Annotated in this window: 21 protein-coding genes; 19 read left to right on the top strand and 2 right to left on the bottom strand. The window is 66.1% G+C overall.

Going from position 1 to position 25,120, the window contains the following annotated elements:
* The first annotated feature begins 9 nt into the window (after window positions 1-9).
* The 9 genes from tsf to bamA all read left to right on the top strand — a co-directional run bounded on the left by tsf (window position 10) and on the right by bamA (window position 10,933).
* Window positions 10-888 (top strand): translation elongation factor Ts, encoded by an 879-nt coding sequence (gene tsf, locus ACCQ04_RS07040; protein WP_016902389.1) that lies wholly within the window; start codon window positions 10-12, stop codon window positions 886-888.
* Between the two features lie 279 nt (window positions 889-1,167).
* Window positions 1,168-2,691 carry a sensor domain-containing diguanylate cyclase gene (locus tag ACCQ04_RS07035; RefSeq protein ID WP_184614148.1) on the top strand — a complete coding sequence of 508 codons (1,524 nt, stop codon included), beginning with the start codon at window positions 1,168-1,170 and terminating at the stop codon, window positions 2,689-2,691.
* A gap of 106 nt (window positions 2,692-2,797) precedes the next feature.
* Window positions 2,798-3,520 carry a UMP kinase gene (pyrH, locus tag ACCQ04_RS07030; protein ID WP_024940374.1) on the top strand — a complete coding sequence of 241 codons (723 nt, stop codon included), beginning with the start codon at window positions 2,798-2,800 and terminating at the stop codon, window positions 3,518-3,520.
* Between the two features lie 197 nt (window positions 3,521-3,717).
* Window positions 3,718-4,275, top strand: a complete 558-nt coding sequence (gene frr, locus ACCQ04_RS07025) for a ribosome recycling factor (protein ID WP_016902392.1) — start codon at window positions 3,718-3,720, stop codon at window positions 4,273-4,275.
* Window positions 4,276-4,292: 17 nt separating this feature from the next.
* Entirely contained in the window at window positions 4,293-5,054 is a 762-nt protein-coding gene (gene uppS, locus ACCQ04_RS07020) for a polyprenyl diphosphate synthase (protein WP_167762831.1), read from the top strand.
* A complete protein-coding gene (locus ACCQ04_RS07015) occupies window positions 5,051-5,878 on the top strand; it encodes a phosphatidate cytidylyltransferase (protein ID WP_046342166.1) in 828 nt (275 codons plus the stop codon). Before uppS ends, ACCQ04_RS07015 begins: the two co-directional genes overlap by 4 nt.
* 2 nt (window positions 5,879-5,880) lie before the next feature.
* Window positions 5,881-7,071 carry a 1-deoxy-D-xylulose-5-phosphate reductoisomerase gene (locus tag ACCQ04_RS07010; protein WP_184455455.1) on the top strand — a complete coding sequence of 397 codons (1,191 nt, stop codon included), beginning with the start codon at window positions 5,881-5,883 and terminating at the stop codon, window positions 7,069-7,071.
* A gap of 26 nt (window positions 7,072-7,097) precedes the next feature.
* Entirely contained in the window at window positions 7,098-8,444 is a 1,347-nt protein-coding gene (gene rseP / locus ACCQ04_RS07005; protein WP_226426612.1) for an RIP metalloprotease RseP, read from the top strand.
* 83 nt (window positions 8,445-8,527) lie between these two features.
* Window positions 8,528-10,933, top strand: a complete 2,406-nt coding sequence (gene bamA, locus ACCQ04_RS07000) for an outer membrane protein assembly factor BamA (protein ID WP_184455453.1) — start codon at window positions 8,528-8,530, stop codon at window positions 10,931-10,933.
* A 71-nt stretch (window positions 10,934-11,004) separates the two neighbouring features.
* Here the strand turns inward: bamA and ACCQ04_RS06995 are convergent, their stop codons facing one another.
* A complete protein-coding gene (locus tag ACCQ04_RS06995) occupies window positions 11,005-11,199 on the bottom strand; it encodes a hypothetical protein (protein WP_046342163.1) in 195 nt (64 codons plus the stop codon).
* Window positions 11,200-11,327: 128 nt separating this feature from the next.
* Here ACCQ04_RS06995 and lpxD point away from each other — a divergent pair, with 128 nt between their 5' ends.
* From lpxD to ACCQ04_RS06955, 8 genes are all read left to right on the top strand, one after another.
* Complete coding sequence (gene lpxD, locus ACCQ04_RS06990; protein WP_046342162.1) at window positions 11,328-12,341, top strand: UDP-3-O-(3-hydroxymyristoyl)glucosamine N-acyltransferase; 1,014 nt, start codon at window positions 11,328-11,330, stop codon at window positions 12,339-12,341.
* Entirely contained in the window at window positions 12,338-12,799 is a 462-nt protein-coding gene (gene fabZ / locus ACCQ04_RS06985) for a 3-hydroxyacyl-ACP dehydratase FabZ (RefSeq protein ID WP_016902400.1), read from the top strand. The genes lpxD and fabZ overlap by 4 nt, the downstream gene beginning before the upstream one ends.
* Window positions 12,800-12,820: 21 nt before the next feature.
* Window positions 12,821-13,612 (top strand): acyl-ACP--UDP-N-acetylglucosamine O-acyltransferase, encoded by a 792-nt coding sequence (gene lpxA, locus ACCQ04_RS06980; protein ID WP_024940381.1) that lies wholly within the window; start codon window positions 12,821-12,823, stop codon window positions 13,610-13,612.
* Complete coding sequence (gene lpxB / locus ACCQ04_RS06975) at window positions 13,609-14,928, top strand: lipid-A-disaccharide synthase (RefSeq protein WP_221229727.1); 1,320 nt, start codon at window positions 13,609-13,611, stop codon at window positions 14,926-14,928. The genes lpxA and lpxB overlap by 4 nt, the downstream gene beginning before the upstream one ends.
* Complete coding sequence (gene rnhB, locus ACCQ04_RS06970; RefSeq protein WP_115676597.1) at window positions 14,925-15,650, top strand: ribonuclease HII; 726 nt, start codon at window positions 14,925-14,927, stop codon at window positions 15,648-15,650. The genes lpxB and rnhB overlap by 4 nt, the downstream gene beginning before the upstream one ends.
* A gap of 289 nt (window positions 15,651-15,939) precedes the next feature.
* Complete coding sequence (dnaE, locus tag ACCQ04_RS06965; RefSeq protein ID WP_065031798.1) at window positions 15,940-19,527, top strand: DNA polymerase III subunit alpha; 3,588 nt, start codon at window positions 15,940-15,942, stop codon at window positions 19,525-19,527.
* A gap of 180 nt (window positions 19,528-19,707) precedes the next feature.
* Window positions 19,708-20,667, top strand: a complete 960-nt coding sequence (locus tag ACCQ04_RS06960) for an acetyl-CoA carboxylase carboxyltransferase subunit alpha (protein WP_016902405.1) — start codon at window positions 19,708-19,710, stop codon at window positions 20,665-20,667.
* A gap of 85 nt (window positions 20,668-20,752) precedes the next feature.
* Complete coding sequence (locus ACCQ04_RS06955) at window positions 20,753-21,508, top strand: tetratricopeptide repeat protein (protein ID WP_046342159.1); 756 nt, start codon at window positions 20,753-20,755, stop codon at window positions 21,506-21,508.
* 287 nt (window positions 21,509-21,795) lie between these two features.
* Here the strand turns inward: ACCQ04_RS06955 and ACCQ04_RS06950 are convergent, their stop codons facing one another.
* Window positions 21,796-22,242: a CopD family protein gene (locus tag ACCQ04_RS06950; protein WP_016902407.1), complete on the bottom strand. Its 447-nt coding sequence runs from the start codon at window positions 22,240-22,242 to the stop codon at window positions 21,796-21,798.
* Between the two features lie 74 nt (window positions 22,243-22,316).
* Between ACCQ04_RS06950 and ACCQ04_RS06945 the strand changes: the two genes are divergently transcribed.
* Entirely contained in the window at window positions 22,317-22,919 is a 603-nt protein-coding gene (locus tag ACCQ04_RS06945; RefSeq protein ID WP_226426613.1) for a methyltransferase domain-containing protein, read from the top strand.
* A 489-nt stretch (window positions 22,920-23,408) separates the two neighbouring features.
* A complete protein-coding gene (locus ACCQ04_RS06940) occupies window positions 23,409-24,716 on the top strand; it encodes a polyhydroxyalkanoate depolymerase (RefSeq protein WP_039520278.1) in 1,308 nt (435 codons plus the stop codon).
* The last annotated feature ends 404 nt before the right edge of the window (window positions 24,717-25,120 follow it).

Genomic DNA, 25,120 nt, shown 5'->3' with positions numbered 1-25,120 from the left:
GGTAATTCCATGGAAATCACTGCTTCCCTGGTCAAGGAACTGCGCGAGCGCACCGGCGCCGGCATGATGGAGTGCAAGAAGGCACTCGTCGAAAACGCAGGCGACATTGACGCCGCTGCCGAATGGCTGCGCAAGTCGGGTCTGGCCAAGGCCGACAAGAAGGCTGACCGCGTTGCCGCCGAAGGCCGCATCGCCACCGCACAGGCCGGCGGCAAGGCCGTGTTGGTCGAAGTCAACTCCGAGACCGACTTCGTCGCCAAGGACGAGAACTTCCTGGCCTTCACCGAGACCGTGGCCACCGCCGCGCTGAACTCGGATGCCGCCGATGCCGAAGCGCTCAAGAGCGTCAAGCTCGACAGCGGCGAGACCATCGAAGAGCGTCGCGCCGCAGTCATCGCCAAGGTCGGCGAGAACCTGCAGGTGCGTCGCCTGGTCCGCATCGACAGCGCCAACAACGTCGCGGCCTATGTGCACGGCGGCCGCATCGGCGTGCTGGTCGAGCTGAAGGGTGGCGACATCGAGCTGGCACGCGGCATCGCCATGCACATCGCCGCGATGAACCCGCCGCACGTCAAGGCCTCCGATGTCCCGGCCGAGTTCGTGGCCAAGGAAAAGGAAATCGAACTGGCCAAGATGTCCGAGAAGGACAAGGCCAAGCCGGCCGAGATCCTGGAAAAGATCATCAGCGGCAAGATCAGCAAGATCGTCAACGAAGTGACCCTGTACGGCCAGCCGTACGTGCTGAACACCGACCAGACTGTCGAGCAGGCCGTCAAGGCTGCCGGTGCCGAAGTGGTCGGCTTCCAGCGCCTGGCCGTTGGCGAGGGCATCGAGAAGGTGGTGGAAGACTACGCCGCCGAAGTGATGAAGCAGGCCGGCCTGGCCTGATCCTCGCCACTGCGTAGAGAAAGCCGCGGCCTGCCGCGGCTTTTTTTTTGGGCCCGACACTGTCGCGCAGGCCCATGAAAGCGCGAAGCTGAAGCGAACGCATCCGCCGGGCCCGCGACCGGCCTCAACTCTACAGATGTCGTGGCGGTTGCCGCTAGAACTGGATGCCGACCAGGCTTTTCCGCCCCTATCGCGCGTTGCCGCGCGGCGACGGCGGAGCATGGCGTGCCCCATTAACGAGCGCAGCGGTATGCTTGCGCCCACCGTCGGCGATGACCCATGCAACCAGATCTACAGGCCGCCCTGCACTACTGCCGCAACCTGCCATCGCCCCCGGGCGTTGCGCTACGCGTCATCGAGCTGGCGCAGGACCCCGACGTGGACATGACCACCACGGCCAACGTCATCGGCATGGACATGGCCCTGAGCGCGCGCATGCTGCGGGTTGCCAATTCGCCGCTGTACGCCAGCCGCCGCCGCATCGACAACCTCGGCCAGGCACTGACCATGCTCGGCCTCAACGCGACCCTGAGCCTGGCGCTGGGGTTTTCGATGGTGCACGGTGTACGCAGTACTTTCACCGCGCATCCGCTGCATGAGCGCATCTGGCGCCGCGCCGGCCTGTGCGCGCTGGCCAGCCGCATCCTCGGCCAGGCCTACGGCATCCGCAAACCCGAAGAACTCATGCTGGCCGGCCTGTTGCAGGACATCGGCAAGCTCGCCCTGCTGCAGGGCGCGCCCGAGCTGTATGCGCCGCTGCTGGAACAGGCGCCCGACAACGCCGTGCTGATCGAGACCGAACGTGCGCATCTGGGCGCCACCCATGCCGAAGTCGGCGCCTGGCTCGCGCATCAATGGCAACTGCCGCCGTACCTGCAGAACGCCATCGCGCAGAGCGAGGAAGAGCCCGCCAGTCTGGAGCCGTTCATGGCCTGTGTCGCGCTGTCCGGACGCCTGGCGGACATCTGGCTGTCGGCCAGTGCCGTGGCCGCCACCGAGCACGCGCAGCGCCAGGCGCAGGACGTGCTGGAACTGGATGCCGAACGCTTCGAAAAGGTGATCGAACGCATCGCCGAGTCGCTGCCCGAACTGGAAGCCCTGTTCGACATCCGCGTGCCGCAGCCCGAGCACATCCAGATGATCTTCGAGCAGGCCCGCGAGCTGGCGATGCTGCGCAGCCTGCGCGAGCTGCAGGACGTGGCCGAAGCGCGCCGGCATGCCGACGAATCGGAAAACCGCATGCGCCATCTTGCCGAACAGGCCAGCCGCGATGCATTGACCGGCGTGTTCAACCGCCACCAGCTCGGCACCGCGCTCGCGCACGAGTTCGAGCTGGCATCGCGCCAGAACTGGCCGCTGTCGATCGCCTTCATCGATCTGGACGACTTCAAGCGCGTCAACGATGCGCATGGCCATCTGGTCGGCGACGAGGTGCTGCGCAACTTCGCGCAGACGCTGCAGCGCATGGTGCGCACCAGCGACCTGGTCGCCCGCTATGGCGGCGAGGAATTCCTGGTGATCCTGCCCAACACCGCAGCCGAGGCGGCGTTGATGGTGGTCGAGCGCATCCTGGCCGAGACCGCACGCACGCCGATGGCGCAACTGCAGGGCGGCCCGCTGCACATCACCTTCTCGGCGGGACTGGCCACCCACGGCGGTGGCGACCGGCAGTTCGAGAGCATCGAGCATCTGCTGCAGGCCGCCGACAGCACGCTGTATCGCTCCAAACATCGCGGCCGCAACCGTGTCACCGCCTACGATGCGACCGACATGCCGACGCCGCAACCTCCGCGCGCGCACTGAGCAACGCATCACGGCATCGCCAACTACCGAATTTTTACCACGCCCGGTGACAGGCTTCCGCTAGACTTGCCGGCGTTTGCCGATCCCCCACACCGAGGTCTCCCCCATGTCTGAACTTGCCTATCGCCGCATTCTTCTCAAACTTTCCGGGGAGGCGCTGATGGGGGACGGGGATTACGGCATCGATCCCAAGGTCATCAACCGCCTCGCCCATGAAGTGATCGAAGCTCAGCAGGCCGGTGCGCAGGTCGCGCTGGTGATCGGCGGCGGCAACATCTTCCGCGGCGCCGGCCTGGCCGCCAGCGGCATGGACCGCGTCACCGGCGACCACATGGGCATGCTGGCCACCGTGATCAACGCGCTGGCGATGCAGGACGCGCTGGAAAAGCTCGGCGCCAAGGTGCGCGTGATGAGCGCGATCAAGATCAACGATGTCTGCGAGGACTTCATCCGCCGCCGCGCGATCCGCCATCTGGAAAAGGGCCGCATCGCGATCTTCGCCGCCGGCACAGGCAACCCGTTCTTCACCACCGACTCGGGCGCGGCGCTGCGCGCGATCGAGATCGGTGCCGACCTGCTGCTCAAGGCAACCAAGGTCGACGGCGTGTACGACAAGGACCCGAAGAAGCATTCTGACGCAGTGCGTTACGACAGCCTGACCTACGACCAGGTCATCCTGCAGGGCCTGGAAGTGATGGACACCGCCGCCTTCGCGCTGGCGCGCGACAGCGACCTGCCGCTGCGCATCTTCGGCATGAGCGAGCCCGGGGTGCTGCTGCGCATCCTGCATGGCGAGCAGATCGGCACGTTGGTGCAGGGTCGGAGTTGAGGCCGGGAGTGGGGAATCGGGATTCGGGAATCGCAAAGGCGCGGTCCCGGAGACTGCGCTGACGCCTGACCGATGGCGATGCCGGGCGTGGAGTGGCACCCCAGGTGAACCGGCTGCGCAGGACTCTGCCGGCCGGCAAGTCTCAAAACGCAGTCCCGGCTATAATCTCCGGATTCAGCTCCACACGGATTCCGGCGATGCTCAACCAGATCAAACAAGACGCGCAGACGCGCATGACCAAGAGCATCGATGCTCTGCGCCATTCCCTGACCACCGTGCGCACCGGCCGCGCCTCTCCGGCGCTGCTGGACGGCATCAAGGTCAAGGCTTACGGCACCGACACCCCCCTCAACCAGGTCGCCAGCATCAGTGTCTCCGAAGGCCGCTCGCTGGTCATCAGCCTGTTCGACAAGGGAATGATCAAGGACGTGGAAAAGGCGATTTACGCCTCGGATCTGGGCCTGACCCCGACCGTGGTCGGCACCGTGATCCGTCTGAACCTGCCGCCGCTGACCGAGGAGCGCCGCAAGGAGCTCAGCAAGGCCGTGCATGGCGAGGGCGAAGACAGCAAGGTGGCCATCCGCAACATCCGTCGCGACGCCAATCAGCAGGTCAAGGACCTGCTCAAGGACAAGGCGGTCACCGAGGACGAGGCACGCAGCGCCGAAGACGACATCCAGAAGCTCACCGACAAGGCCATCAAGGATGTGGATGAGGTCGTCAAGGCCAAGGAACAGGAACTGATGACGGTCTGATCGTGGCATCGCCTGCCATGCATCCAGCACCTTCCGCTGCCGCCGTGCCGCGCCACATTGCCATCATCATGGATGGCAACGGGCGTTGGGCGCAGCGTCGGCGGCGTCCGCGCATGATCGGTCATCGCGCCGGCGCGCGTGCGGTCAATCGCACCATCGATTTCTGCCTGGAAAAAGGCGTCTCGGCGCTCACCCTGTTCGCGTTTTCCAGTGAAAACTGGGGCCGTCCGCAGGAGGAAGTCGATGCACTGATGAAGCTGTTCCTGCACGCGCTCGATCGCGAGGTCGACGAACTGCAGCGGCGCGGCGTGCAGGTGCGCTTCATCGGCGATCGCAGCCGTTTCGCTACGCCGCTGCGCGAACGCATGGCCGCCGCCGAGCGCGCCACCGCCGCCAATGCGCGGCTGGTGCTGAGCATCGCCGCCAGCTATGGCGGCCGCCAGGACATTGCGCTGGCCGCGCGGGCATTGGCCGAAGAAGTGGCCGCCGGCCGCCTGCAGCCGCAGCAGATCGACGAAGCGCTGCTGGCCAGCCGCGTCGCGCTGGCCGATCTGCCGGCGCCGGACCTGTTCATCCGTACCGGCGGCGACACCCGCATCAGCAATTTCCTGCTGTGGCAGCTGGCTTATACCGAACTGTGGTTCACCGAAACCCTGTGGCCGGAGTTCGATGCCGGCGTACTGCAGCAGGCACTGGATGACTATGCCGGGCGCGAACGTCGCTTCGGCCTGACCAGCGCCCAGATCGCCGACAAGGCGACGGAGAGCTCCTCCGCATGACCAAGACCCGCGTGATTGCCGCGCTGATCATGGCGCCGCTCGCCATCTGCGCGATCGTGCTGCTGCCCACGCAATGGCTAGCGGCGCTGGCGGCGGTCCTGTTCCTGACCGGCCTGTGGGAGTGGCTCAAGCTCTCCGGCATCGACGACAGCCTGCCGCGTACCGTGCTGCTGATGCTCAATCTGCTGCTGATGGTGCTGATGGTGTGGGCCTCGGCCGGCTCCATGGTGCTGTTCCAGATCGCCGCCCTGGTGGGGGTGGTCTGGTGGCTGCTGGCGCTGCTATGGCTGCGCTTTTTCACCTTCGGTGCCGATCACGGCAACGGCCAAGCGCGCGCGCTCAAGCTCGCCGCTGGCACCCTGGCGGTCCTGCCGGCCTGGGCCGCGCTGGTGCTGCTGCACGCCAACCCGGACAAGGGCAACCTGTGGCTGCTGACCGCGCTGACCATGGTGTGGGCGGCCGATTCGGGCGCCTATTTCGCCGGCCGCGCGTTCGGAAAGCACAAGCTGGCGCCGCGGGTCAGCCCCAACAAGACCATCGAAGGCCTGCTCGGCGGCATGGTCGCCGGCATCGTGGTCGCCTGCGCATTCGGCTGGCTGGCCGGGCTGACCCTGGCGCACGTGCCGCAGCTGGTGCTGGTCTCGGCGGTGGCGGTGCTGGCCTCGGTGCTGGGCGATCTGTTCGAGAGCCTGCTCAAGCGCCACGCCGGCGCCAAGGACTCGGGTGCGGTGATTCCGGGCCATGGCGGCGTGCTGGATCGTATCGACGGCGTGCTCGCCGCCCTGCCGGTGTTCGCACTCGGCAAGGAAATTCTCGGATTCTAGGCATGGCTGGCTCCCCTCTCCGTCAGGTCGCCGTGTTCGGCGCTACCGGCTCGATCGGTGCGTCGGCACTGGATGTGATCGCCCGTCATCCGCAGCGGCTGCGCGCCAGCGTGCTGTCGGCCGGCAGCAAGGTCAACGAGCTGCTGGCGCTCTGCGTCACCCATCGCCCTGCGCATGCGGTGATCGCCGACCCATCCCTGTATCCGGCACTGCGCGACGGTCTGCGCGCGGCCGGATTGGCCACCCAGGCGCACGCCGGCTCCGACGCCCTGGACGCGCTGGCTACCAGCGATGCCTGCGACACCGTGGTCGCGGCGATCGTGGGAGCGGCCGGCCTGCCCTCCACGCTGGCCGCGGCCCGCGCCGGCAAGCGCCTGCTGCTGGCCAACAAGGAATCGCTGGTACTGGCCGGCGAGCTGCTGACCCGCACCGCGGCGGCGGCCGGCGCCGAGATCATCCCGATCGACAGCGAACACAGCGCGATCTTCCAGTGCCTGCGCTCCTGCGACGCCAGTCGCGGCGTGCGCCGGGTGATCCTGACCGCGTCCGGCGGGCCGTTCCGCGGCTGGGACCGCGCCGCGCTGAGCGCTGTCACCCCCGCGCAGGCGGTCGCCCATCCCAAATGGTCGATGGGGCCGAAGATCTCGGTGGATTCGGCGACGCTGATGAACAAGGGCCTGGAAGTGATCGAAGCGCATCACCTGTTCGGCCTGCCCGGTGCGCAGATCGATGTGCTGGTGCACCCGCAGAGCCTGGTGCACTCGCTGGTGGAATTCGTCGACGGTTCCACCCTGGCCCAGCTCGGCCTGCCGGACATGCGCACCACGCTGGCGGTCGGCCTGGCGTGGCCGGAGCGGGTCGAGTCCGGGGTTGCCGGGCTGGACCTGCTGACCCAGGGGCGGCTGGATTTCGAGGCGCCGGACACCGCCGCATTCCCATGCCTGCGCCTAGCCTGGGAGGCGCTGGAGGCCGGTGGAACCGCGCCTGCGGTCCTGAACGCGGCCAATGAAGTGGCTGTTTCAGCGTTTCTTCAGGGCCAGGTGGGTTTCCTAGCGATTCCCGCGTTGGTCGAACACACACTGACAACGCTCCCACGGCACAATGCCGACTCCCTCGACACCCTGCTTTCTGCCGATGCGCAAGCGCGGCAGATCACCGAACGCGCCCTCGCCCATCACCGCCTTCATGCCTGATCGATTTACGCAGACGAGTTGCATCCATGGGTGATTTCATCGGTTCGGTCTGGTGGATGATCGTCAGCCTGGGCGTGTTGGTGACCTTCCACGAATTCGGCCACTTCTGGGTCGCGCGCCGCTGCGGCGTCAAGGTGCTGCGCTTTTCGGTGGGCTTCGGCAAACCCCTGTGGATGCGGCGCGACCGTCACGGCACCGAGTTCGTGGTGGCGGCCATCCCGCTGGGCGGCTATGTCAGGATGCTCGACGAGCGCGAAGGCGACGTGCATCCGGCCGAGCAGGACCAGGCCTTCAACCGCAAGACGGTATGGCAGCGCATCGCCATCGTGGCGGCCGGCCCGATCGCCAACCTGCTGCTGTGCATGGCGATGTTGTGGGCGATGTTCGTGGTCGGCAAACAGGATTACTCGGCCACCGTCGGCCGTGCCGATGGCCTGGCCGCCGAAGCCGGCCTGACCCCGGGCGAGCGCATCGTGCGCATCGATGGGCGCGATGTCAGCAGCTGGAGCGATGCCAGCATGCAGCTCACCACCGCGGCGATGGACAAGCGCGATATCCGCGTGCTGACCGCCACCGACGGCGCCGACAACCGCGAGCACACGCTGCGGCTGTCGCAGCTGCCGGCCGGCTTTGACGAGCGCCGCGTGGCCTCGCTGGCCGGCATCGGCTGGCAGTTCATGCTGCAGCCGCCGGTGGTGGGCCAGGTGGTCGCCGGCTCCGCGGCGCAGGGGCTGCTGCAGCCGGGCGACCGCATCGTGGCCATCGACGGCCAGCCGATCCGCTCGGCCGACGAGATTCCGGCCCAGCTGCAGGCACTGGGCGCGAAGGGCGGTACCGGCATGATCGAGGTCGCGCGCGGCGAAGACCGGCTGGCGCTGGAAATCGCCCCGCGCCGGTCGCCGCAGGGTCAGTGGCTGCTGGGCGTGGGATTTGCGGCAGCGCAGGCGCCGGCCTACGACAGCCGCCAGCAGTACGGCGTGTTCGCCGCGGTGCCGGCGGCGATCCGTGAAACCGGCCGGATGACCGCCGATTCGCTGGGCATGATGAAGCGCATGCTGACCGGCCAGGCCTCGGTCAAGAACATCTCAGGACCGGTCACGATCGCGCGCGCGGCCAACGCCTCGGCCGAACGCGGGCTCGACTGGTTCCTGTATTTCCTCGGATTGCTGTCGCTCAGCCTGGCGATCATCAACCTGATGCCGATCCCGATCTTGGACGGTGGGCATCTGCTGTATTACCTTATCGAGTTGGTCAAGGGCAGCCCGATCAGCGAACGGGCCATGATTGCCGGGCAATATGTCGGCCTGGCGGTCCTGGCCGGGCTGATGGGACTGGCGTTCTACAACGACATCCTCGGCCTGGTTCCACGATGAAGCTGCTCCACTCTTTCCGCCTGTTGTCGTCGTCATACGTCGGCATCCAGCAACACCCGAAATCGACTCCAACCGGATGTGACATGACGCGTCTTCCCACTCGCCGCCTGCTTGCCCTCGCTCTTGCCGCCGGCCTCAGCCTGCCAGTCGTTGCCCTGGCCGCAGAGCCGTTCGTTGCCAGCGACATCCGCGTCGACGGCCTGCAGCGCATCGCCTCCGGCACCGTGTTCACCTATCTGCCGGTGAACCGCGGCGACACCGTGGACGATGCCAAGGTCGCCGACTCGATCCGTGCGCTGTACCGCACCGGCTTCTTCGAGGACGTGCAGCTGGATCGCCAGGGCAACATCCTGGTGATCACCGTGAAGGAGCGTCCGGCGATCAACAAGCTCACCGTGACTGGCAACAAGGACATCAAGTCCGAGGAGCTGCTCAAGGGCCTGGGCGACATCGGCCTGACCGAAGGCGGCACCTTTGATCGCCTGAGCCTGGACCGCGTGACCCAGGAACTGACCCGCCAGTACAACAACCGCGGCAAGTACAACGTCGAGATCACCCCGACGGTGAGCCCGCTGGACCGTAACCGCGTGGATGTGGCGATCGCGATCAAGGAAGGCAAGGCGGCCAAGATCCGCCACGTCAACCTGATCGGCACCGAAAAGTTCGCCAACGAGGACATCCTGGAGAACTGGGAGTCCAAGGAGCACAACTGGGCCTCGTGGTACCGCCGCGACGACCAGTACTCCAAGGAAAAGATGTCCGGCGACCTGGAGAAGCTCAACTCCTGGTACCTGGACCGCGGCTACGTGGACTTCAGCATCGACTCCACCCAGGTGTCGATCAGCCCCGACAAGCGCGACATGTTCGTCAGCGCCGGCGTCACCGAGGGCGAGCAGTACAAGATTTCCGAGATCAAGGTCACCGGCGACACCGTGCTGCCGCAGGCGGACATCGAGCGTCTGGTCATCCCCAAGGCCGGCGACATCTTCTCGCGTGCGCTGCTGGAGTACACCTCCGATGCGATCACCAACACGCTGAGCAACGTCGGTTACGCGTTCGCCAAGGTCAACCCGATCCCCACCCCCAACCGCGAGGACCGCACCGTTGCGGTGAACCTGCAGGTGGTGCCGGGCCCGCGCGTGACCGTGCGCCGCATCCTGTACAAGGGCAATAGCCGCACCTCCGATGAGGTGTTGCGCCGCGAAATGCGCCAGTTCGAAAATACCTGGTACTCGCAGGCGGCGATCGACCGTTCCAAGATCCGTCTGCAGCGCCTGGGCTACTTCGAGAGCGTGGACGTGGAAACGCCGGCGGTGCCGGGCAGCAACGACCAGGTCGACGTGGTCTACAACGTCAAGGAAACCACCTCCGGCAGCTTCGTGTTCGGCCTGGGTTATTCGCAGAGCTTCGGTGTGACCACCTCGGTGCAGTTGTCGCAGAACAACTTCCTGGGCGGCGGCAACCGGGTGGCGGTGGAAGCCTCGCGCAGCAGCTACCAGCAGCGCTACGCGTTCTCCTATACCAACCCGTTCTTTACCGACGACGGCGTGTCGCTGGGCTACAACCTGTCGTGGCGCTCGCTGGACTACTCGGACTTCAACACCGCGCAGTACAACAGCAAGAATGGCTCGGCGCAGGTGGTGTTCGGCGTGCCGATCACCGAGAACGACACCATCTCCGCGATGGTCGGCGTCGACAGCAACCAGATCAACACGTTCCCGACCCAAACCCCGCAGGCGATCATCGACTACATCGATGCGGTCGGCACGCGCACCTTCCATGCCTGGCGCACCGAGCTGGGCTGGGCACGCGACACTCGCAACGACTTCTTCATGCCGACCCGCGGCATGTACCAGCGCGTCGGCCTGGAGACCACCCTGCCCGGCTCCACGATCGAGTACTACAAGTTCAACTACCAGATCTCCAATTACTGGCCGATCATCCCGGCGATCGTGTTGAACACCCGCTTCGAGCTGGGCTACGGCGACAGCTATGGCAACGACAGCTCACGCGACGTGTGTGGCGTCGTTGCCAATAACGCTTACACGGAACAGGCTTGCGACGGTAACAACCGGCTTCGCACCATCACCGCCACCGGCCTGCCGTTCTACGAGAACTTCTACGCCGGCGGTACCAATTCGGTACGCGGCTTCGAAGACAACACGCTGGGTCCACGTTCGGAACGCACGGCGAGTTACACACGCGGCCAGCCGCTGGGTGGTTCGTTCAAGACCGTCGGTTCGGTGGAAATGTATTTCCCCAAGCTGTTCGACAGCCCGTCGGCACGCGTATCGGCCTTCTTCGACTTCGGTAACGTCTACGACGGCGTGGACAACTTCAAGGCCAACGAGCTGCGTGCGTCCACCGGCGTGGCGCTGTTGTGGCGCGCACCGGTCGGCCCCATCTCGATCAGCTACGCGTTCCCGCTGAAGAAGGAAGACAACGACGAGATCGAACGTCTGCAGTTCACCTTCGGCGGCCAGTTCTAACAGCCAACGGCAACAAAAAGGCGGCCCGCGCGTGCGGGCCGCCCGTGTATCGCAGGTGGGGTGTCGGCCGGTCAGAACCAGCTGTCGAACCAGGTGGATACGGTGTTGGACAGGCAGCTGGCGATGTCGCCGGCAGGCAGGCTGAGACACTGCAGCTGCTGCTCACCGATCGCCTTGCCCTGCTCGATATCGAAGGATTGGGCCGATGCACTCGCGACCGCGCCCATCATGACCAGACCACCAAGGATGGAAAGAACGGTTTTCATATGCTTGCTCCTGGATTCGCCGCTTGATTGCGACAAGACCCTAGATACGCAGGCTTTGTTGGGAACTGTTTAATGGTGTTTTTTACCCGTTAAAGCGGCGCTCCCACATTTACAAGAGGTTCACCCCGATGCGCTTGACCGCCAGTGCAATTGCCGAACAATTTGGGTTGACCGTCGTTGGCGATGGCGCCGTCGAAGTCAGTGGCGTCGCCACCCTGGCGCATGCCGGCGCCGGACAACTGAGCTTTTTGTCCAATCCGCGCTACCGGCCGCAACTGGGCCAGAGCCAGGCGGCCGTGGTGGTCCTGCGCGCCGACGATGCGGCGGATGCACGCGGCACCGCGCTGGTCGCAAAGGATCCCTATACCGCCTTTGCCAAGATCGCGGCCTTGTTCGACGTGGCGCCGGTGCGCGAACCGGGGATCCACCCTTCCGCGGTGATCGATCCCAGCGCACAGGTTTCGCCGAACGCCCACGTCGGCCCGTTCGTCAGCATCGGTGCGCGCAGCCGCGTGGGCGATGGCTGCGTGATCGGCACCGGCAGCATCATCGGCGAAGACTGCGTGGTCGAGGACGGCAGCGAGCTGCTCGCCCGCGTCACCCTGGTCACCCGGGTGCGCCTGGGCAAGCGCGTGCGTATCCATCCCGGTGCGGTGATCGGTGCCGACGGCTTCGGCCTGGCGATGGATGCCGGGCACTGGATCAAGGTCCCGCAACTGGGCGGCGTGGTGATCGGCGACGACTGCGAGATCGGCGCCAACACCTGCATCGACCGCGGCGCACTGGAAGACACCGTGCTGGAAGAAGACGTGCGCGTGGATAACCTGGTGCAGATCGCGCACAACTGCCACATCGGCGCGCATAGCGCCATCGCCGGCTGTACCGGGATCGCCGGCAGCGCCAAGATCGGTCGTTACTGCCTGCTCGGCGGGCATGTCGGCGTGGTCGGGCATCTGGAGATCTGCGACAAGGTGGTGATCACCGGCAAGTCGGTAGTGCGCAATTCCATCCATGAGCCGGGCGAGTATTCGTCCGGCACCCCTCTCACCGACAATCGCACGTGGCGCAAGAATGCCGCGCGCTTCAAACAACTCGATGTGCTGGCAAGGCGCATCCTGGCTGTGGGCAAGGAGAAAGAATGAGTCACCCCACTTACGAGCTGCCGATCGACGTCAACCAGATCCAGACGCTGATCCCGCACCGCTATCCGTTCCTGCTGATCGACCGGGTCATCGAGCTCGACCTGGATGCCAAGCGCATCGTCGGGCAGAAGAACGTCAGCATCAACGAGCCATTTTTCCAGGGCCATTTTCCCACCCGCCCGGTGATGCCCGGCGTGCTGATCATCGAGGCACTGGCGCAGGCCGGTGGCGTGATGACCCAGCTCGGCCTGGGACGCGACGCGCTGTCCAAGCTGTTCTACATGGTCAAGGTCGACAACGCCCGCTTCAACAAGCAGGTGGTGCCGGGCGACGTGCTGATGCTGGAAGTGCAGATGAAGCGCCTGATCCGCAACATGGGATGCTATTACGGCGAGGCCAAGGTCAACGGCGAAGTCGTGGCCAGTGCCGAAGTCATGTGCGCCGGCGCCAAGGAATAACCGTTTTGGAGGTGAGACACGATGCGTGATCAAGCACCCTTGATTCATCCCACCGCCGTCATCGATCCGTCGGCGCAACTGGCCAGCGATGTGCGCGTGGGTGCGTTTTCGCTGATCGGCGCCGATGTGCAGATCGATGCGGGCACCGAGGTGGGGCCGCATTGCTCGATCCACGGCCCGACCCGGATCGGCCGCAACAACCGCTTCATCGGCCACGCCGCGATCGGCGGCGAACCGCAGGACAAGAAGTACGCCGGTGAGCGCACCGAGCTGGTGATCGGCGACGGCAACGTGATCCGCGAATTCGTCACCATCAATCGCGGCACTGGCGGCGGTGGCGGCATCACCGTGGTCGGCGACGACAACTGGATGCTGGCCTACACCCACGTGGCGCACGACTGCCATGTCGGCAACCACTGCGTGTTCTCCAACAACACCACGCTGGCCGGCCATGTCACCGTGGGCGACTACGTGATCATCAGCGGCTTTGCCGGCGCGCATCAGTTCTGCCGGATCGGCGCGCACGCCTTCCTGGGCATGGGCGCGCTGACCAACGGCGACGTGCCGCCGTTCACCATGGTCGGCAGCGAATCGCTGGGCCGCCCGCGCGGCATCAACAGCGAAGGGCTCAAGCGGCGCGGCTTCGATGCCGAGCGCATCACTGCGATCAAGCGCGCCTACCGCACGCTATACGTCGCCGGCCTGCCGCTGGCCGAAGCCAAACTGCAACTGGCCGAACAGGCCAAGAGCAGCGAAGACGTGCGCGGACTACTCGAGTTCATCGAGGCGGCGGAAAGGCCGTTGTTGCGATGACGGGAATCGGGAATCGGGAATCGGGAATCGATGCAGGCGCGCATGCAGACGCGTCTGCCGCCGGCCCATCGTCAGCACTTCCGATTCCCCATTCCCCACTCCCGATTCCCAGCGCGCAAACGCGCGCCCCGCGCATCGCGCTGATCGCCGGCGAAGCCTCCGGCGACATCCTGGGTGCGGGCCTGATCGAACAGCTGCGGCGCCGCTATCCGGGCGCTGAATTCGTCGGCATCGGTGGCGATGCAATGCGTGGTGCCGGCTGCCAGACCTGGTTCGATGCCAGCGAACTGGCGGTGATGGGGCTGACCGAAGTGCTGCAGCATCTGCCGCGGCTGTTGAAGCTGCGCCGGGCCTTCCGCGAGCGGGTGCTGGCGTGGAAGCCGGACGTGTTCATCGGCATCGACGCACCCGATTTCAATCTGTCGGTCGAGCGCTGGCTCAAGCAGCGCGGCGTGCGCACCGTGCATTACGTCAGCCCGTCGGTCTGGGCCTGGCGCGAGAAGCGTGCGGAAAAGATCGGCGCCAGCGCCGACCTGGTGCTGTGCCTGTTTCCGATGGAACCGCCGATCTATGCCAGGCACGGCATCGATGCGCGCTTTGTCGGCCACCCGATGGCCGACGACATCGCCTACCAGGCCGATCGCGCAGCCGCGCGCGCCAATCTGGGCCTGTCCGCGTCCAGCACGGTGCTGGCGGTGTTGCCCGGCAGCCGGCATGGCGAAATCAGCAAGCTCGGCGATACCTTCTTCCAGGCGGCCTGGCTGGTGTCCGAGCACCTGCCCAACCTGCACGTGCTGGTTCCCGCGGCCAACCCCGGCTGCAAGCAGCTGCTGGCCGAACAATTGTCGCGGTCGTCGCTGCCGGTGCTGCGTTCGCACCTGCTCGATGGCCAGGCGCGCACCGCGATGCTGGCCGCCGACGTGGTGCTGCTGGCGTCGGGCACCGCCACGCTGGAGGCGATGCTGGTCAAGCGCCCGATGGTGGTCGGCTACAAGGTCGCCCCGCTCACCTACCGCATCGTCAGGACGCTGGGCCTGCTCAAAGTCAACCGCTACGCGCTGCCCAACATCCTGGCCAACGACGATCTCGCCCCCGAGCTGATGCAGGACGACTGCACCCCGGAACGGCTGTGCGTGGCCCTGCTGGACTGGTTCAAGCACCCGGAAAAGGTCGCCGCCCTGCAACCGCGCTATCTCGCCCTGCACGCCGAACTGCGCCGCGACGCATCGGCACGCGCGGCCGATGCGGTGGCTGGGCTGCTGATGCAGCCGGAATCGGGAATCGGGAGTCGGGAATCGGCAGGAGCCGGGTTGTGAAGCGCTTAACTTCCCACGGTGCCGTTCTCGTTCCGACGGCGCAGGACGCGCTTTTTCACGATTCCCCAGTCCCGATTCCCGATTCGCGTTTGATTGCCGGTGTCGACGAAGCGGGCCGCGGCCCGCTTGCCGGGCCGGTGGCGGTGGCGGCGGTGGTGTTCGACCCGAGCAAGCCGCGCATCAACGGGCTGGACGATTCCAAGCAGCTGAGCGCGCAGCGGCGCGAGCAGTTGTATGCGCGCATCGTCGAGCGGGCGCTGGCGTGGTCGGTGGTGCTGATCGACAGCGAGGAGATCGACCGCATCAACATCTACCAGGCGACCATGCTGGGCATGCGGCGTGCGGTGGAGGGCGTGGCGCATGTGGCCGGGTTTGCGCGCATCGACGGCAACCGGGTGCCCAAGGGCCTGCCCTGCCCGGCCGAGGCCTTGATCGGCGGCGATGCGCTCGATCGCGCCATCATGGCCGCCTCGATCGTGGCCAAGGTCACCCGCGACCGCCTGATGCACGCCCTGCACGCCCAGCATCCGGAATACCGCTTCGACCAGCACAAGGGCTACGCCACGCCGGTGCATCTGGCCGCGCTGCGCAGCCACGGACCCTGCCCGCAGCACCGCCGCAGCTTCGCCCCGGTGCGGCGTGCGTTGGGCATCGAGGCGACGCAGTCGCCGTGGGACGTGCCCTGCGCGGCCCCGGCCGATGACCTGCTGCTGGCCGACTGACCGACCGCCCTCCAGGTGAACCTGGAACGGTAATGGCGTCCTCCCATCGCTTGACGCGCATGCCGCCGCTGCGGCCATGGCCTGGAGCGTCGCGTCCCGTACACGCAGCCCCGCACGCCTGCCGATCCGCGCAATCGCCACCGTCGCGCTGCGCGCAGCTAGCCAAAGCCTGAATCGGCCGCACCGCCCAGCCCCCGTGGCAGCTGGCCGCGGCCCTGCGCCGGCGCTGTCAAGCCTTGTTCGACCCGACCACGCTCGCTACCCTGACCACGCATTATTCCGGTCTCGCATGTCCACTTCCCGCTTCGTCCATCTGCACGTCCACACCGAGTTCTCGCTGGCGGATTCCACCATCCGTGTGCCCGAGAAACCGGATCAGGCTGACCCGAAAAAGGCCAAGCAGGCCAACCTGCTGAGCCGCGCGGTCGAACTCGACATGCCCGCGCTGGCAGTCACCGACCTCAACAACCTGTTCGCGCTGGTCAAGTTCTACAAGGCCGCCGAAGGCGTGGGCATCAAGCCGATCGCCGGCGCCGACGTGATGATCGCCACCCCGGACATGACGCCCTGGCGCATGACCCTGCTGTGCCGGGACCGCGAAGGCTACCTGAGCCTGTCGCGCCTGCTGACCCGCGCCTGGATGGAAGGCCACCGCCCCGAAGGCGGCGTGGCGATCCACCCGGAGTGGCTGCAGAGCGGCCACGCCAACCTGTTCGCCCTGGCCGGGCGCGACAGCCTGGCCGGGCGCCTGTTCGGCGAGGGCCGCGCCGACCTGGCCGAGCAGCAACTGGCCGACTGGCAGCGCGTGTTCGGCGATGGCCTGCACCTGGAACTGACCCGCACCGGGCGCGAGGGCGAGGAACGCTTCAACCAGTTCGCGCTGCATGCGGCCGGTGTGCGCGGCCTGCCGGTGGTGGCCAGCAACGATGTGCGCTTCCTGTACGCCAGCGACTTCAATGCCCACGAGGCGCGGGTGTGCATTTCCTCCGGCCGCGTGCTCGACGATCCCAAACGTCCGCGCGAGTACAGCGACCAGCAGTACCTGAAGTCCGGCGACGAAATGGCCGCGCTGTTCGCCGACGTGCCCGACGCGATCGACAACACGCTGGCGCTGGCACAGCGCTGCAACATCGAGATGCGCCTGGGTACCTACTTCCTGCCCGCCTACCCGGTGCCGGAAGACGAGACGCTGGACAGCTGGATCCGCAGCCAGTCGCGCGCGGGCCTGGCCGCACGCCTGGAAAAGAACCCGATCGCGCCCGGCAAGACCCGCCAGGACTATGTCGACCGGCTGGAATTCGAGCTGGACACCATCATCAAGATGGGCTTTCCCGGCTACTTCCTGATCGTGGCCGACTTCATCCAGTGGGGCAAGAACCAGGGCATTCCGATCGGCCCGGGCCGCGGTTCCGGTGCCGGCTCGCTGGTGGCCTGGGCGCTGCAGATCACCGATCTGGATCCGCTGCCGTACAACCTGCTGTTCGAGCGCTTCCTCAACCCGGAACGCGTGTCGATGCCCGACTTCGACATCGACTTCTGCATGGATCGCCGCGACGAGGTGATCGACTACGTGGCGCGCAAGTACGGCCGCGACCGGGTCAGCCAGATCATCACCTACGGCACCATGGCGGCCAAGGCGGTGGTGCGCGACGCCGGGCGCGTGCTCGGCTTCAGCTACGGTCTGGTCGACAGCGTCGCCAAGCTGATCCCCAACATCCTGGGCATCACGCTCAAGGATGCGATGGGCGAAGGCAAGGACTCGGAGATGGCCTCGCCGGACCTGATCCAGCGCTATCAGGTCGAGGACGACGTGCGCGACCTGATGGATCTGGCCCGTCAGCTCGAGGACCTCACCCGCAACGCCGGCAAGCACGCCGGCGGCGTGGTGATCGCGCCCGAGCCGCTCTCCGAGTTCTGCCCGCTGTTCGCCGAACACGACCAAGACGGACGCGGCAAGAACCAGGTCACCCAGTTCGACAAGGACGACGTCGAAGCGGTCGGCCTGGTCAAGTTCGACTTCCTCGGCCTGCGCACGCTGACCATCATCGATTGGGCGGTCAAGGCGATCAACGTGCGCCACGCACGCGCCGGCATCGACCCGGTCGACATCAGCGCCATTCCGCTCGACGATGCCCCCACCTACAAGGGCGTATTCGCCTCGGGCAATACCGGCGCGGTGTTCCAGTTCGAATCCTCGGGCATGCGCCGCCTGCTCAAGGACGCGCGCCCGGACCGTTTCGAAGACCTGATCGCGCTGGTGTCGCTGTACCGCCCCGGCCCGATGGACCTGATCCCGGACTTCAACGCGCGCAAGCACGGCCAGCAGGAGATCGTCTACCCGGATCCGCGCACCGAAGTCATCCTCAAGGACACCTACGGCATCATGGTGTACCAGGAGCAGGTGATGCAGATGGCGCAGATCGTCGGCGATTATTCGCTGGGCGGCGCCGACCTGCTGCGCCGCGCGATGGGCAAGAAGGTGCCGGCCGAAATGGCCAAGCACCGCGAGATCTTCCGCGAAGGCGCGGCCAAGGGCGGAGTGAGCGCGGCCAAGGCCGACGAAATCTTCGACCTGATGGAGAAGTTCGCCGGCTACGGCTTCAACAAATCGCACGCCGCCGCCTACGCGCTGGTCAGCTACCAGACCGCATGGCTGAAACGGCATTACCCGGCCGAATTCATGGCCGCGACGCTGTCCTCGGACATGGACAACACCGACAAGGTGGTGGGCTTTCTCGATGAGGTGCGCAATCTTGGCCTGACCGTCAAGCCGCCGCGCGTCAACGAGTCGGCCTACATGTTCGAGGCCGCCAGCCCGGACACCATCCAGTACGGCCTGGGCGCGATCAAGGGCGTCGGCCAGGGCGCCTGCGAGGCGATCGTCGAAGAACGTCAGCGCGGCGGCCCCTACACCACCCTGCTGGATTTCTGCACGCGCGTAGGCACCGCCAAGCTCAACCGGCGCACGCTGGAAGCGATGATCAACGCCGGCGCGATGGACGGGCTGGGCAAGAACCGCGCCTCGCTGATGCTGCAGCTGCCGGAAGTGGTCAAGGCCACCGAGCAGTTGGCGCGCGAACGCGCCTCGGGCCAGAACTCGCTGTTCGGCGGGCCGGACCCGAGCGCGCCGGCGCTGCGTCTGGACCTGCCCGAAAGCAAGGAATGGCCGCTGGGCCAGTTGCTCACCGGCGAGCGCGAAACGCTGGGCTTCTATCTCAGCGGTCACCCGTTCGACCCGCACCGCGACGAAGTGCGCGAGCTGGTCGGCTGCGACCTGGGCGCGCTGGAGAAGATCCTCGCCTCGCAACAACGCGGCGGTGGCGGCGGTGGCGATGGCGAAAAGCGCGCCTGGCGCCCGGAAGTCAGCGCGATCCTGGCCGGCCAGGTGATCGGCGTGCGGCGCAAGGGCGACAGCCAGGTGTTCGTGCAGCTCGAAGACGGCCGTGGCCGGGTCGAATGCAGCGCGTTCTCCGATGCGATGGCCGAGTTCGGGCATCTGCTTACCCGCGACCGCATCCTGATCGTCAAGGGCGGCCTGCGCGAGGACGAATTCAACGGCGGCTACAGCCTGCGCATCCGCCAATGCTGGGACTACGAGCAGATCTGCGCCGACCACGCACAGCGCCTGTCGCTGCGCCTGGACCTGCGCGAGAAACAGGCCTGGAAGCGCATCGACGCGCTGCTGGCCAAGCACCGCCCCGGCAAGACGCCCCTGCGCCTGGACTTGCTGCTGCGCGCCCCGACCGGCGGCGTGGCCGGCATGCTCGACCTCAACGGCAGCCACTCGGTGCGGATCGACCAGCAGCTGATGGACAACCTGCGCGCCGACCCCGCGGTGCGGACCTTGAAGATCAAGTACAGCCCTCCATGGGCTTGATGGGCGGGGATTGGGCATTCGGGATTCGGGGTTGGCAACAGCAACCCGGACGCAGCAGCGCCGCTGTTGCCAATCCCGAATCCCCACTCCCGAATCCCTGCCGTGCATCCGAACGGCCCCGTACGGGTCGAAGGCAGCGCTTCAGCTACACTCCCCGCCTTACGTCGACGACACCACTGCATGAATCCTAACTACCTCGACTTCGAGCAACCCATCGCCGATCTGGAAGCAAAGATCCAGGAACTGCGCAAGGCCAGCACCGGTCCTGCAGTCAACGTGGACACCGAGGTGCGTGCGCTGCGCGACAAGCTGCGCGTGCGTACCGCACAGATCTTCCGCGACCTGTCGGCCTGGCAGGTCTCGCAGCTGGCGCGCCATCCGCAGCGCCCGTACACGCTGGACTACATCAACACCATCTGCGACGAATTCCAGGAACTGGCCGGCGACCGCGCCTATGCCGACGACAAGGCGATCGTCGGTGGCCTGGGCCGTATCGATGGCCGCGCAGTGGTGATCATCGGCCACCAGAAGGGCCGCGACACCAAGAGCAAGGTCGCCCGCAATTTCGGCATGCCGCGCCCGGAGGGCTACCGCAAGGCGCTGCGCCTGATGAAGCTGGCCGAGCGTTTCCGCCTGCCGTTGCTGACCTTCATCGACACCCCGGGCGCCTATCCGGGCATCGGCGCCGAAGAGCGCGGCCAGTCCGAAGCGATCGCGCGCAACCTGCTGGAGATGGCCGAACTGAAGATCCCGGTGATCTGCACCGTGATCGGCGAAGGCGGCTCCGGCGGCGCGCTGGCGATCGGCGTGGGCGACCGCACCTTGATGCTGGAATACGGCACCTATTCGGTGATTTCGCCCGAAGGCTGCGCCTCGATCCTGTGGAAGGACGCGGCCAAGGCCAAGGACGCGGCCGAGCAGCTCGGCTTGACCGCCAAGCGCCTGAAAGGCCTGGGCCTGGTCGACAAAGTGATCCGCGAACCCACCGGCGGCGCGCATCGTAATCCCGAGCAGATGGGCAAGCGCCTCAAGGCGGTGCTGCTCAACGAGCTGGAAGCGCTGGAAAAGCTGCCGGTCGAGGGCCTGCTGCAGCGTCGTTACGAGCGCCTGCGCAGCTACGGCGCCTACGAAGGCAACTGATCGGAGGTCTGCCGGGGCGATGGTGCTGCACGCAGCATTGCCAGCCAGCAAGACGATTGCCCACCATGGAAGGACCTGTTCGGATATGAGCCCGCTACTTCTGCTGTCGCTGGTCTTGCAGGCCGCCTGCTGCGTACATGTGGTGCGCAGCGGCCGCCCGCTGTACTGGATCTTCATCCTGCTGGCGTTTTCGTTACTGGCGGTCCTGGTCTACGTGTGCGTGGCGGTGATCCCGGACCTGCGCAACGACCCGACGGCGCGCCGTGGCCTGCGCAAGGTGCGTCAGCGCATCGATCCGCAACGCGAACAACGCGACGCATCGCGCCAGCTGGATGTGGCCGACACTCCCGAGAATCGCCGTCGCCTCGCGCAGACGCTGCTGGAACAGGGCGACTACGCGCGTGCCGCCGAGCTGTATCAGGGCGCGCTGCGCGGCATTTACCAGGACGATCCGGACCTGATGCTGGGCCTGGCCAAGGCCCAGTACGGGCTGGGCCAGGCCGCAGACACGCGCAAGACGCTGGACGCGTTGATCGCGGCCAATCCGAATTTCCGTTCGCACGACGGGCACCTGCTGTACGCGCGCGCAGTCGAAGACAGCGGCAGCATCGACGAGGCGCTGCACGAATACGAGACGCTTGCGCAAGGCTATCCGGGCGAAGAAGCACGCGTGCGTTATGCGCAGCTGTTGTTGCGCGCCGCGCGCCCGCAAGACGCCAGGGCCGTCTTCGAGCAGGTGCTGCGCCACGCAGCCGCCTCCCCCAAGCATTACCAGCGCGAGCAGCGCGCCTGGATCGACCTGGCGCGCAAGGGGCTGAGCGAGCTCGGCGCCCAGGCGTGATCTCCGCCTGACGCGATACTCAAGCGGTGAAACACGGATGGTGAGAGCACCGTGTTCCCAGAAGACTGGTACGCAACGATAGAGTGCCGCGATGCCCAGAAAGCCTGGGATAGCGGCAAGCCTGAAGGCCCGGATCGATCACCTGCTGCAATCGTCGATGCAGCCGCTTCGCAATGGCGCCCTGGCGGAATCCCTCGACCATCCGCGCCACATCACCGCCGTGCTGCGCGAACACGCCAGCGACGACCGGCGCATCCGGCAAGCGCATGCACTGCCGGGGTGTTGTGTCAGAACGGCTTGGCCAGCACCAGCCAGATCACCCCGACCAGCAAGACCACCGGGACTTCATTGAACAGCCGCAATGCGCGGCCGCTGGGCAGGCTGCGGCCCTGATCCACGCCCTTCAACCAGCGCCCGGCCACGATGTAATGCGCCAGGATCAAGGCCACCGCAAACAGTTTTGCGTGCAGCCAGCCACCGGCCACCATCGTCGGAAAATCCGGAATCACCCGATAGCCCTGCCACAGCACCGCGCCCAGCAGCAGCGCCAGCCCCAGCATGCTGTGGCCGAATTTGTAGAGGCGGCGCCCCATCAGCACCAGGCGCGTGCGCACCGCAGGCTCGGCACCGGCTTCGGCGATATTGACCAGGATGCGTGGCAGGTAGAACACCGCCGCCATCCATGCAGTGACGAACAACAGATGGAAGGTCTTAATCCACAGGTACAGGGTCATGTGCTGGCTTCGCTGGCTGGCGTAGGATGGCCCGCATTTTCACCTATCCGCTGACGCGAAAGCACCTGACGTCCATGTCCGAACCCGACGACAAGCAGTACGACGCCCACTATTTCCGCCGCTGGTACCGGGATGCCGGGCTGGCCGACCCTGCGCGTCTGCGACGCAAGGTCGCACTGGCGGTGAGCCAAGCCGAGTACTACCTGGAGCGCCCGATCCGCAGCGTGCTGGATATCGGCTGCGGCGAGGCGGCCTGGCGCGCGCCATTGCTGGCGTTACGCCCCAAGCTAAGTTATCTGGGCTTCGACAGCAGCGCCTATGTGGTGCAGCGTTACGGACGCAGCCGGCAGATCCACCCTGCCCGCTTCGGCGATTTCGCCTGGCTGCGCCCGTGCGCGCCGGTGGATCTGCTGATCTGCTCGGACGTGCTGCATTACGTGCCCACGCGCGAGTTCAACCACGGCCTGCCGGGGTTGGCCGAGATGTGCGCGGGCGTGGCATTTCTGGAAACCTTCGCCGAAGAGGATGCCTTCGAAGGCGACCACGATGGTTTTCAGGCGCGGCCGGCGCGCTGGTATCGGCGCCGCTTCGCCAGCGTGGGGTTTGCTGCACTCGGCTCGCACTGCTGGTTGTCGCCGCAGTTGGCCGATGAGGCGGCTGCGCTGGAGCGCGGCTGAGCAGGACGCTGGCCGGTTGAGGCACGCGTGGCGAGTGGCTTCGCCGCGTCCCCTCACCCCACCCCCTCTCCCGCAGGAGAGGAGCTTTAGTTCACGCATCCCTCCTCGCACGCTGAGCGGCTTCATTTCCTTCTCCCGCCGGGAGAAGGTGCCCCGCAGGGGCGGATGAGGGTGCGTGCGAAGCCTGGTGGAGATCGAGCGCTGATGAGGGTTGAGTGCACTGGGCTTTGCCGCGCACCTCACCCATCCCTGCCCTGCAGGAAAGAAGACGCGTCCAGCAGACATAGCGTTCTGCGACGAACGCGCGCTTTCGGCTCGCGCAGCCATCCGAAGAATTACCACTAACGGCACACCAAATCGCGGCAAATCAGGCCGCTAACGCCTGCCATAAATCGTATGACAGCCTCTACCGTCCGCAGCCCCATTAAGGTGCAAATGCGCCAAAGGGGGTATGCTGCGCGGCAGCAAAGAGCCGCACGGATGGGTGGAATGCTTTATCAACTGCACGAGCTGACCCGCAATCTGCTAGCCCCTTGGGTACACCAGGCCCAGGCGAACGCCAAGATGTTCTCCGACCCCGACAGTCTGTGGGCCTCGCTCCCGGGCGCCGAACGCATGGCGGCCAGCAATGAGCTGTTCCATCGCTTGGGCAAGGAATACGAAAAGCCGGCCTGGGCGCTCGACGATGTCGAGGTCGACGGCCATTCGTTGCCGATCATCGAACGCGAGGTGCTGAGCAAGCCGTTCTGCCGTCTGCTGCGCTTCAAGCGTTTCAGCGACCATGTCGAGCTGATCGGCACGATGAAGCAGCAGCCGGCCGTGCTGGTGGTGGCGCCCTTGTCCGGCCACCACGCCACCCTGTTGCGCGACACCGTGCGCACCCTGCTGCGCAACCACAAGGTCTATGTCACCGACTGGGTCGATGCGCGCATGGTGCCGCTGGAAGCCGGCGCCTTCCGGCTCGAGGACTACATCAGCTACATCCAGGAGTTCATCCGTCACATCGGCGCCGAGCGCCTGCATGTGGTGAGCGTGTGTCAGCCCACCGTGCCGGTGCTCGCGGCGGTGTCGCTGATGGCCACCAACGACGAACCCACGCCGCGCTCGCTGGTGATGATGGGCGGGCCGATCGATGCGCGCCGCAGCCCGACCCAGGTCAACAACCTGGCCACCGAAAATGGTATCGAGTGGTTCCAGAACAACCTGATCCACACCGTGCCGTTCCCGTATCCGGGCCACGGCCGGCAGGTGTATCCGGGTTTCCTGCAGCATGCCGGCTTCCTGTCGATGAACCCCAACCGGCACGTGATGTCGCATTGGGATTTCTACACCGATCTGGTCAAGGGCGACCTGCAGGACGCGCAGGCGCACCGGCAGTTCTACGACGAATACAACGCCGTGCTCGACATGCCGGCCGAGTATTACCTGGACACCATCCGCGTGGTGTTCCAGGACTTCCTGCTGCCGCAGGGCAAGTGGAAAGTGGATGGCCAGCTGGTCAAGCCGTCGGCGATCCGCAATACCGCACTGCTCAGCATCGAGGGCGAACTGGACGATATCGCCGGCCTTGGTCAGACCGAAGCGGTGCACGATCTGTGCACCGGGATCGACGCGGCGCATCGTCGTCATCTGGTGGTGGAAGGTGCCGGTCACTACGGCATCTTCAGCGGCCGTCGCTGGCGCGAAGTGGTGTACCCGCAGGTGCGCGAATTCATCGCTCGCTACGATGCCGACCCGGTCGGCAGCCGCGACCCCGCCACCGTCACCCCGATCCGCAAGCGCGGCAAGCGCGCCTGATCGGCCGACAAAAACGCCCCTTGATCGAGACCGATCAAGGGGCGTTTTTTTATGCGCGGATTTTTGGTTCGCGTAAAGACAGCGCACAGCGTGGCAAGGTGCGTGGCGCCCGCACAAGACAGTTTGCCGGTCGCTTTATTGAAACTGCTTGCCACCACACACACCGACCATCTTCGATGGTCCTTGCCTGCTCACCGTCACGGAACCTTACGCGGCACGGATGCCGCGTAAGAGCCTACACGGACGTACTTGCGGCGTGTCCTGCGATGGTGGGCGGGCAAGGGCCTGCAGCCAAGCTGCAGATCAAACGCTACGCAGCTAACACCAGGCCTTCGCGCAGCAACGTCGGTCGAGTGCAGTCAAACGCTCGGTTCGTCGAGCGCGCGGTGCCCTCGCCGCTCGCG

This window comes from Xanthomonas sp. NCPPB 2866, from assembly GCF_041475745.2.
In the GTDB taxonomy this organism is placed as follows: Bacteria; Pseudomonadota; Gammaproteobacteria; order Xanthomonadales; family Xanthomonadaceae; genus Xanthomonas; species Xanthomonas arboricola.
This window is presented reverse-complemented; position numbering and strand designations above follow the sequence as displayed.

What these genes read in the sequence shown, in the direction of transcription:
- ACCQ04_RS06950 (WP_016902407.1), bottom strand. Translation starts at nt 22,242, where the DNA reads ATGACCCTGTACCTGTGGATTAAGACCTTCCATCTGTTGTTCGTCACT.
- pyrH (WP_024940374.1), top strand. Translation starts at nt 2,798, where the DNA reads ATGTCTGAACTTGCCTATCGCCGCATTCTTCTCAAACTTTCCGGGGAG.
- uppS (WP_167762831.1), top strand. Translation starts at nt 4,293, where the DNA reads ATGCATCCAGCACCTTCCGCTGCCGCCGTGCCGCGCCACATTGCCATC.
- ACCQ04_RS06940 (WP_039520278.1), top strand. Translation starts at nt 23,409, where the DNA reads ATGCTTTATCAACTGCACGAGCTGACCCGCAATCTGCTAGCCCCTTGG.
- ACCQ04_RS07010 (WP_184455455.1), top strand. Translation starts at nt 5,881, where the DNA reads ATGGCTGGCTCCCCTCTCCGTCAGGTCGCCGTGTTCGGCGCTACCGGC.
- ACCQ04_RS06960 (WP_016902405.1), top strand. Translation starts at nt 19,708, where the DNA reads ATGAATCCTAACTACCTCGACTTCGAGCAACCCATCGCCGATCTGGAA.
- dnaE (WP_065031798.1), top strand. Translation starts at nt 15,940, where the DNA reads ATGTCCACTTCCCGCTTCGTCCATCTGCACGTCCACACCGAGTTCTCG.
- lpxA (WP_024940381.1), top strand. Translation starts at nt 12,821, where the DNA reads ATGCGTGATCAAGCACCCTTGATTCATCCCACCGCCGTCATCGATCCG.
- fabZ (WP_016902400.1), top strand. Translation starts at nt 12,338, where the DNA reads ATGAGTCACCCCACTTACGAGCTGCCGATCGACGTCAACCAGATCCAG.
- frr (WP_016902392.1), top strand. Translation starts at nt 3,718, where the DNA reads ATGCTCAACCAGATCAAACAAGACGCGCAGACGCGCATGACCAAGAGC.
- lpxD (WP_046342162.1), top strand. Translation starts at nt 11,328, where the DNA reads ATGCGCTTGACCGCCAGTGCAATTGCCGAACAATTTGGGTTGACCGTC.
- rseP (WP_226426612.1), top strand. Translation starts at nt 7,098, where the DNA reads ATGGGTGATTTCATCGGTTCGGTCTGGTGGATGATCGTCAGCCTGGGC.
- ACCQ04_RS07015 (WP_046342166.1), top strand. Translation starts at nt 5,051, where the DNA reads ATGACCAAGACCCGCGTGATTGCCGCGCTGATCATGGCGCCGCTCGCC.
- ACCQ04_RS07035 (WP_184614148.1), top strand. Translation starts at nt 1,168, where the DNA reads ATGCAACCAGATCTACAGGCCGCCCTGCACTACTGCCGCAACCTGCCA.
- ACCQ04_RS06995 (WP_046342163.1), bottom strand. Translation starts at nt 11,199, where the DNA reads ATGAAAACCGTTCTTTCCATCCTTGGTGGTCTGGTCATGATGGGCGCG.
- ACCQ04_RS06945 (WP_226426613.1), top strand. Translation starts at nt 22,317, where the DNA reads ATGTCCGAACCCGACGACAAGCAGTACGACGCCCACTATTTCCGCCGC.
- ACCQ04_RS06955 (WP_046342159.1), top strand. Translation starts at nt 20,753, where the DNA reads ATGAGCCCGCTACTTCTGCTGTCGCTGGTCTTGCAGGCCGCCTGCTGC.
- tsf (WP_016902389.1), top strand. Translation starts at nt 10, where the DNA reads ATGGAAATCACTGCTTCCCTGGTCAAGGAACTGCGCGAGCGCACCGGC.
- lpxB (WP_221229727.1), top strand. Translation starts at nt 13,609, where the DNA reads ATGACGGGAATCGGGAATCGGGAATCGGGAATCGATGCAGGCGCGCAT.
- bamA (WP_184455453.1), top strand. Translation starts at nt 8,528, where the DNA reads ATGACGCGTCTTCCCACTCGCCGCCTGCTTGCCCTCGCTCTTGCCGCC.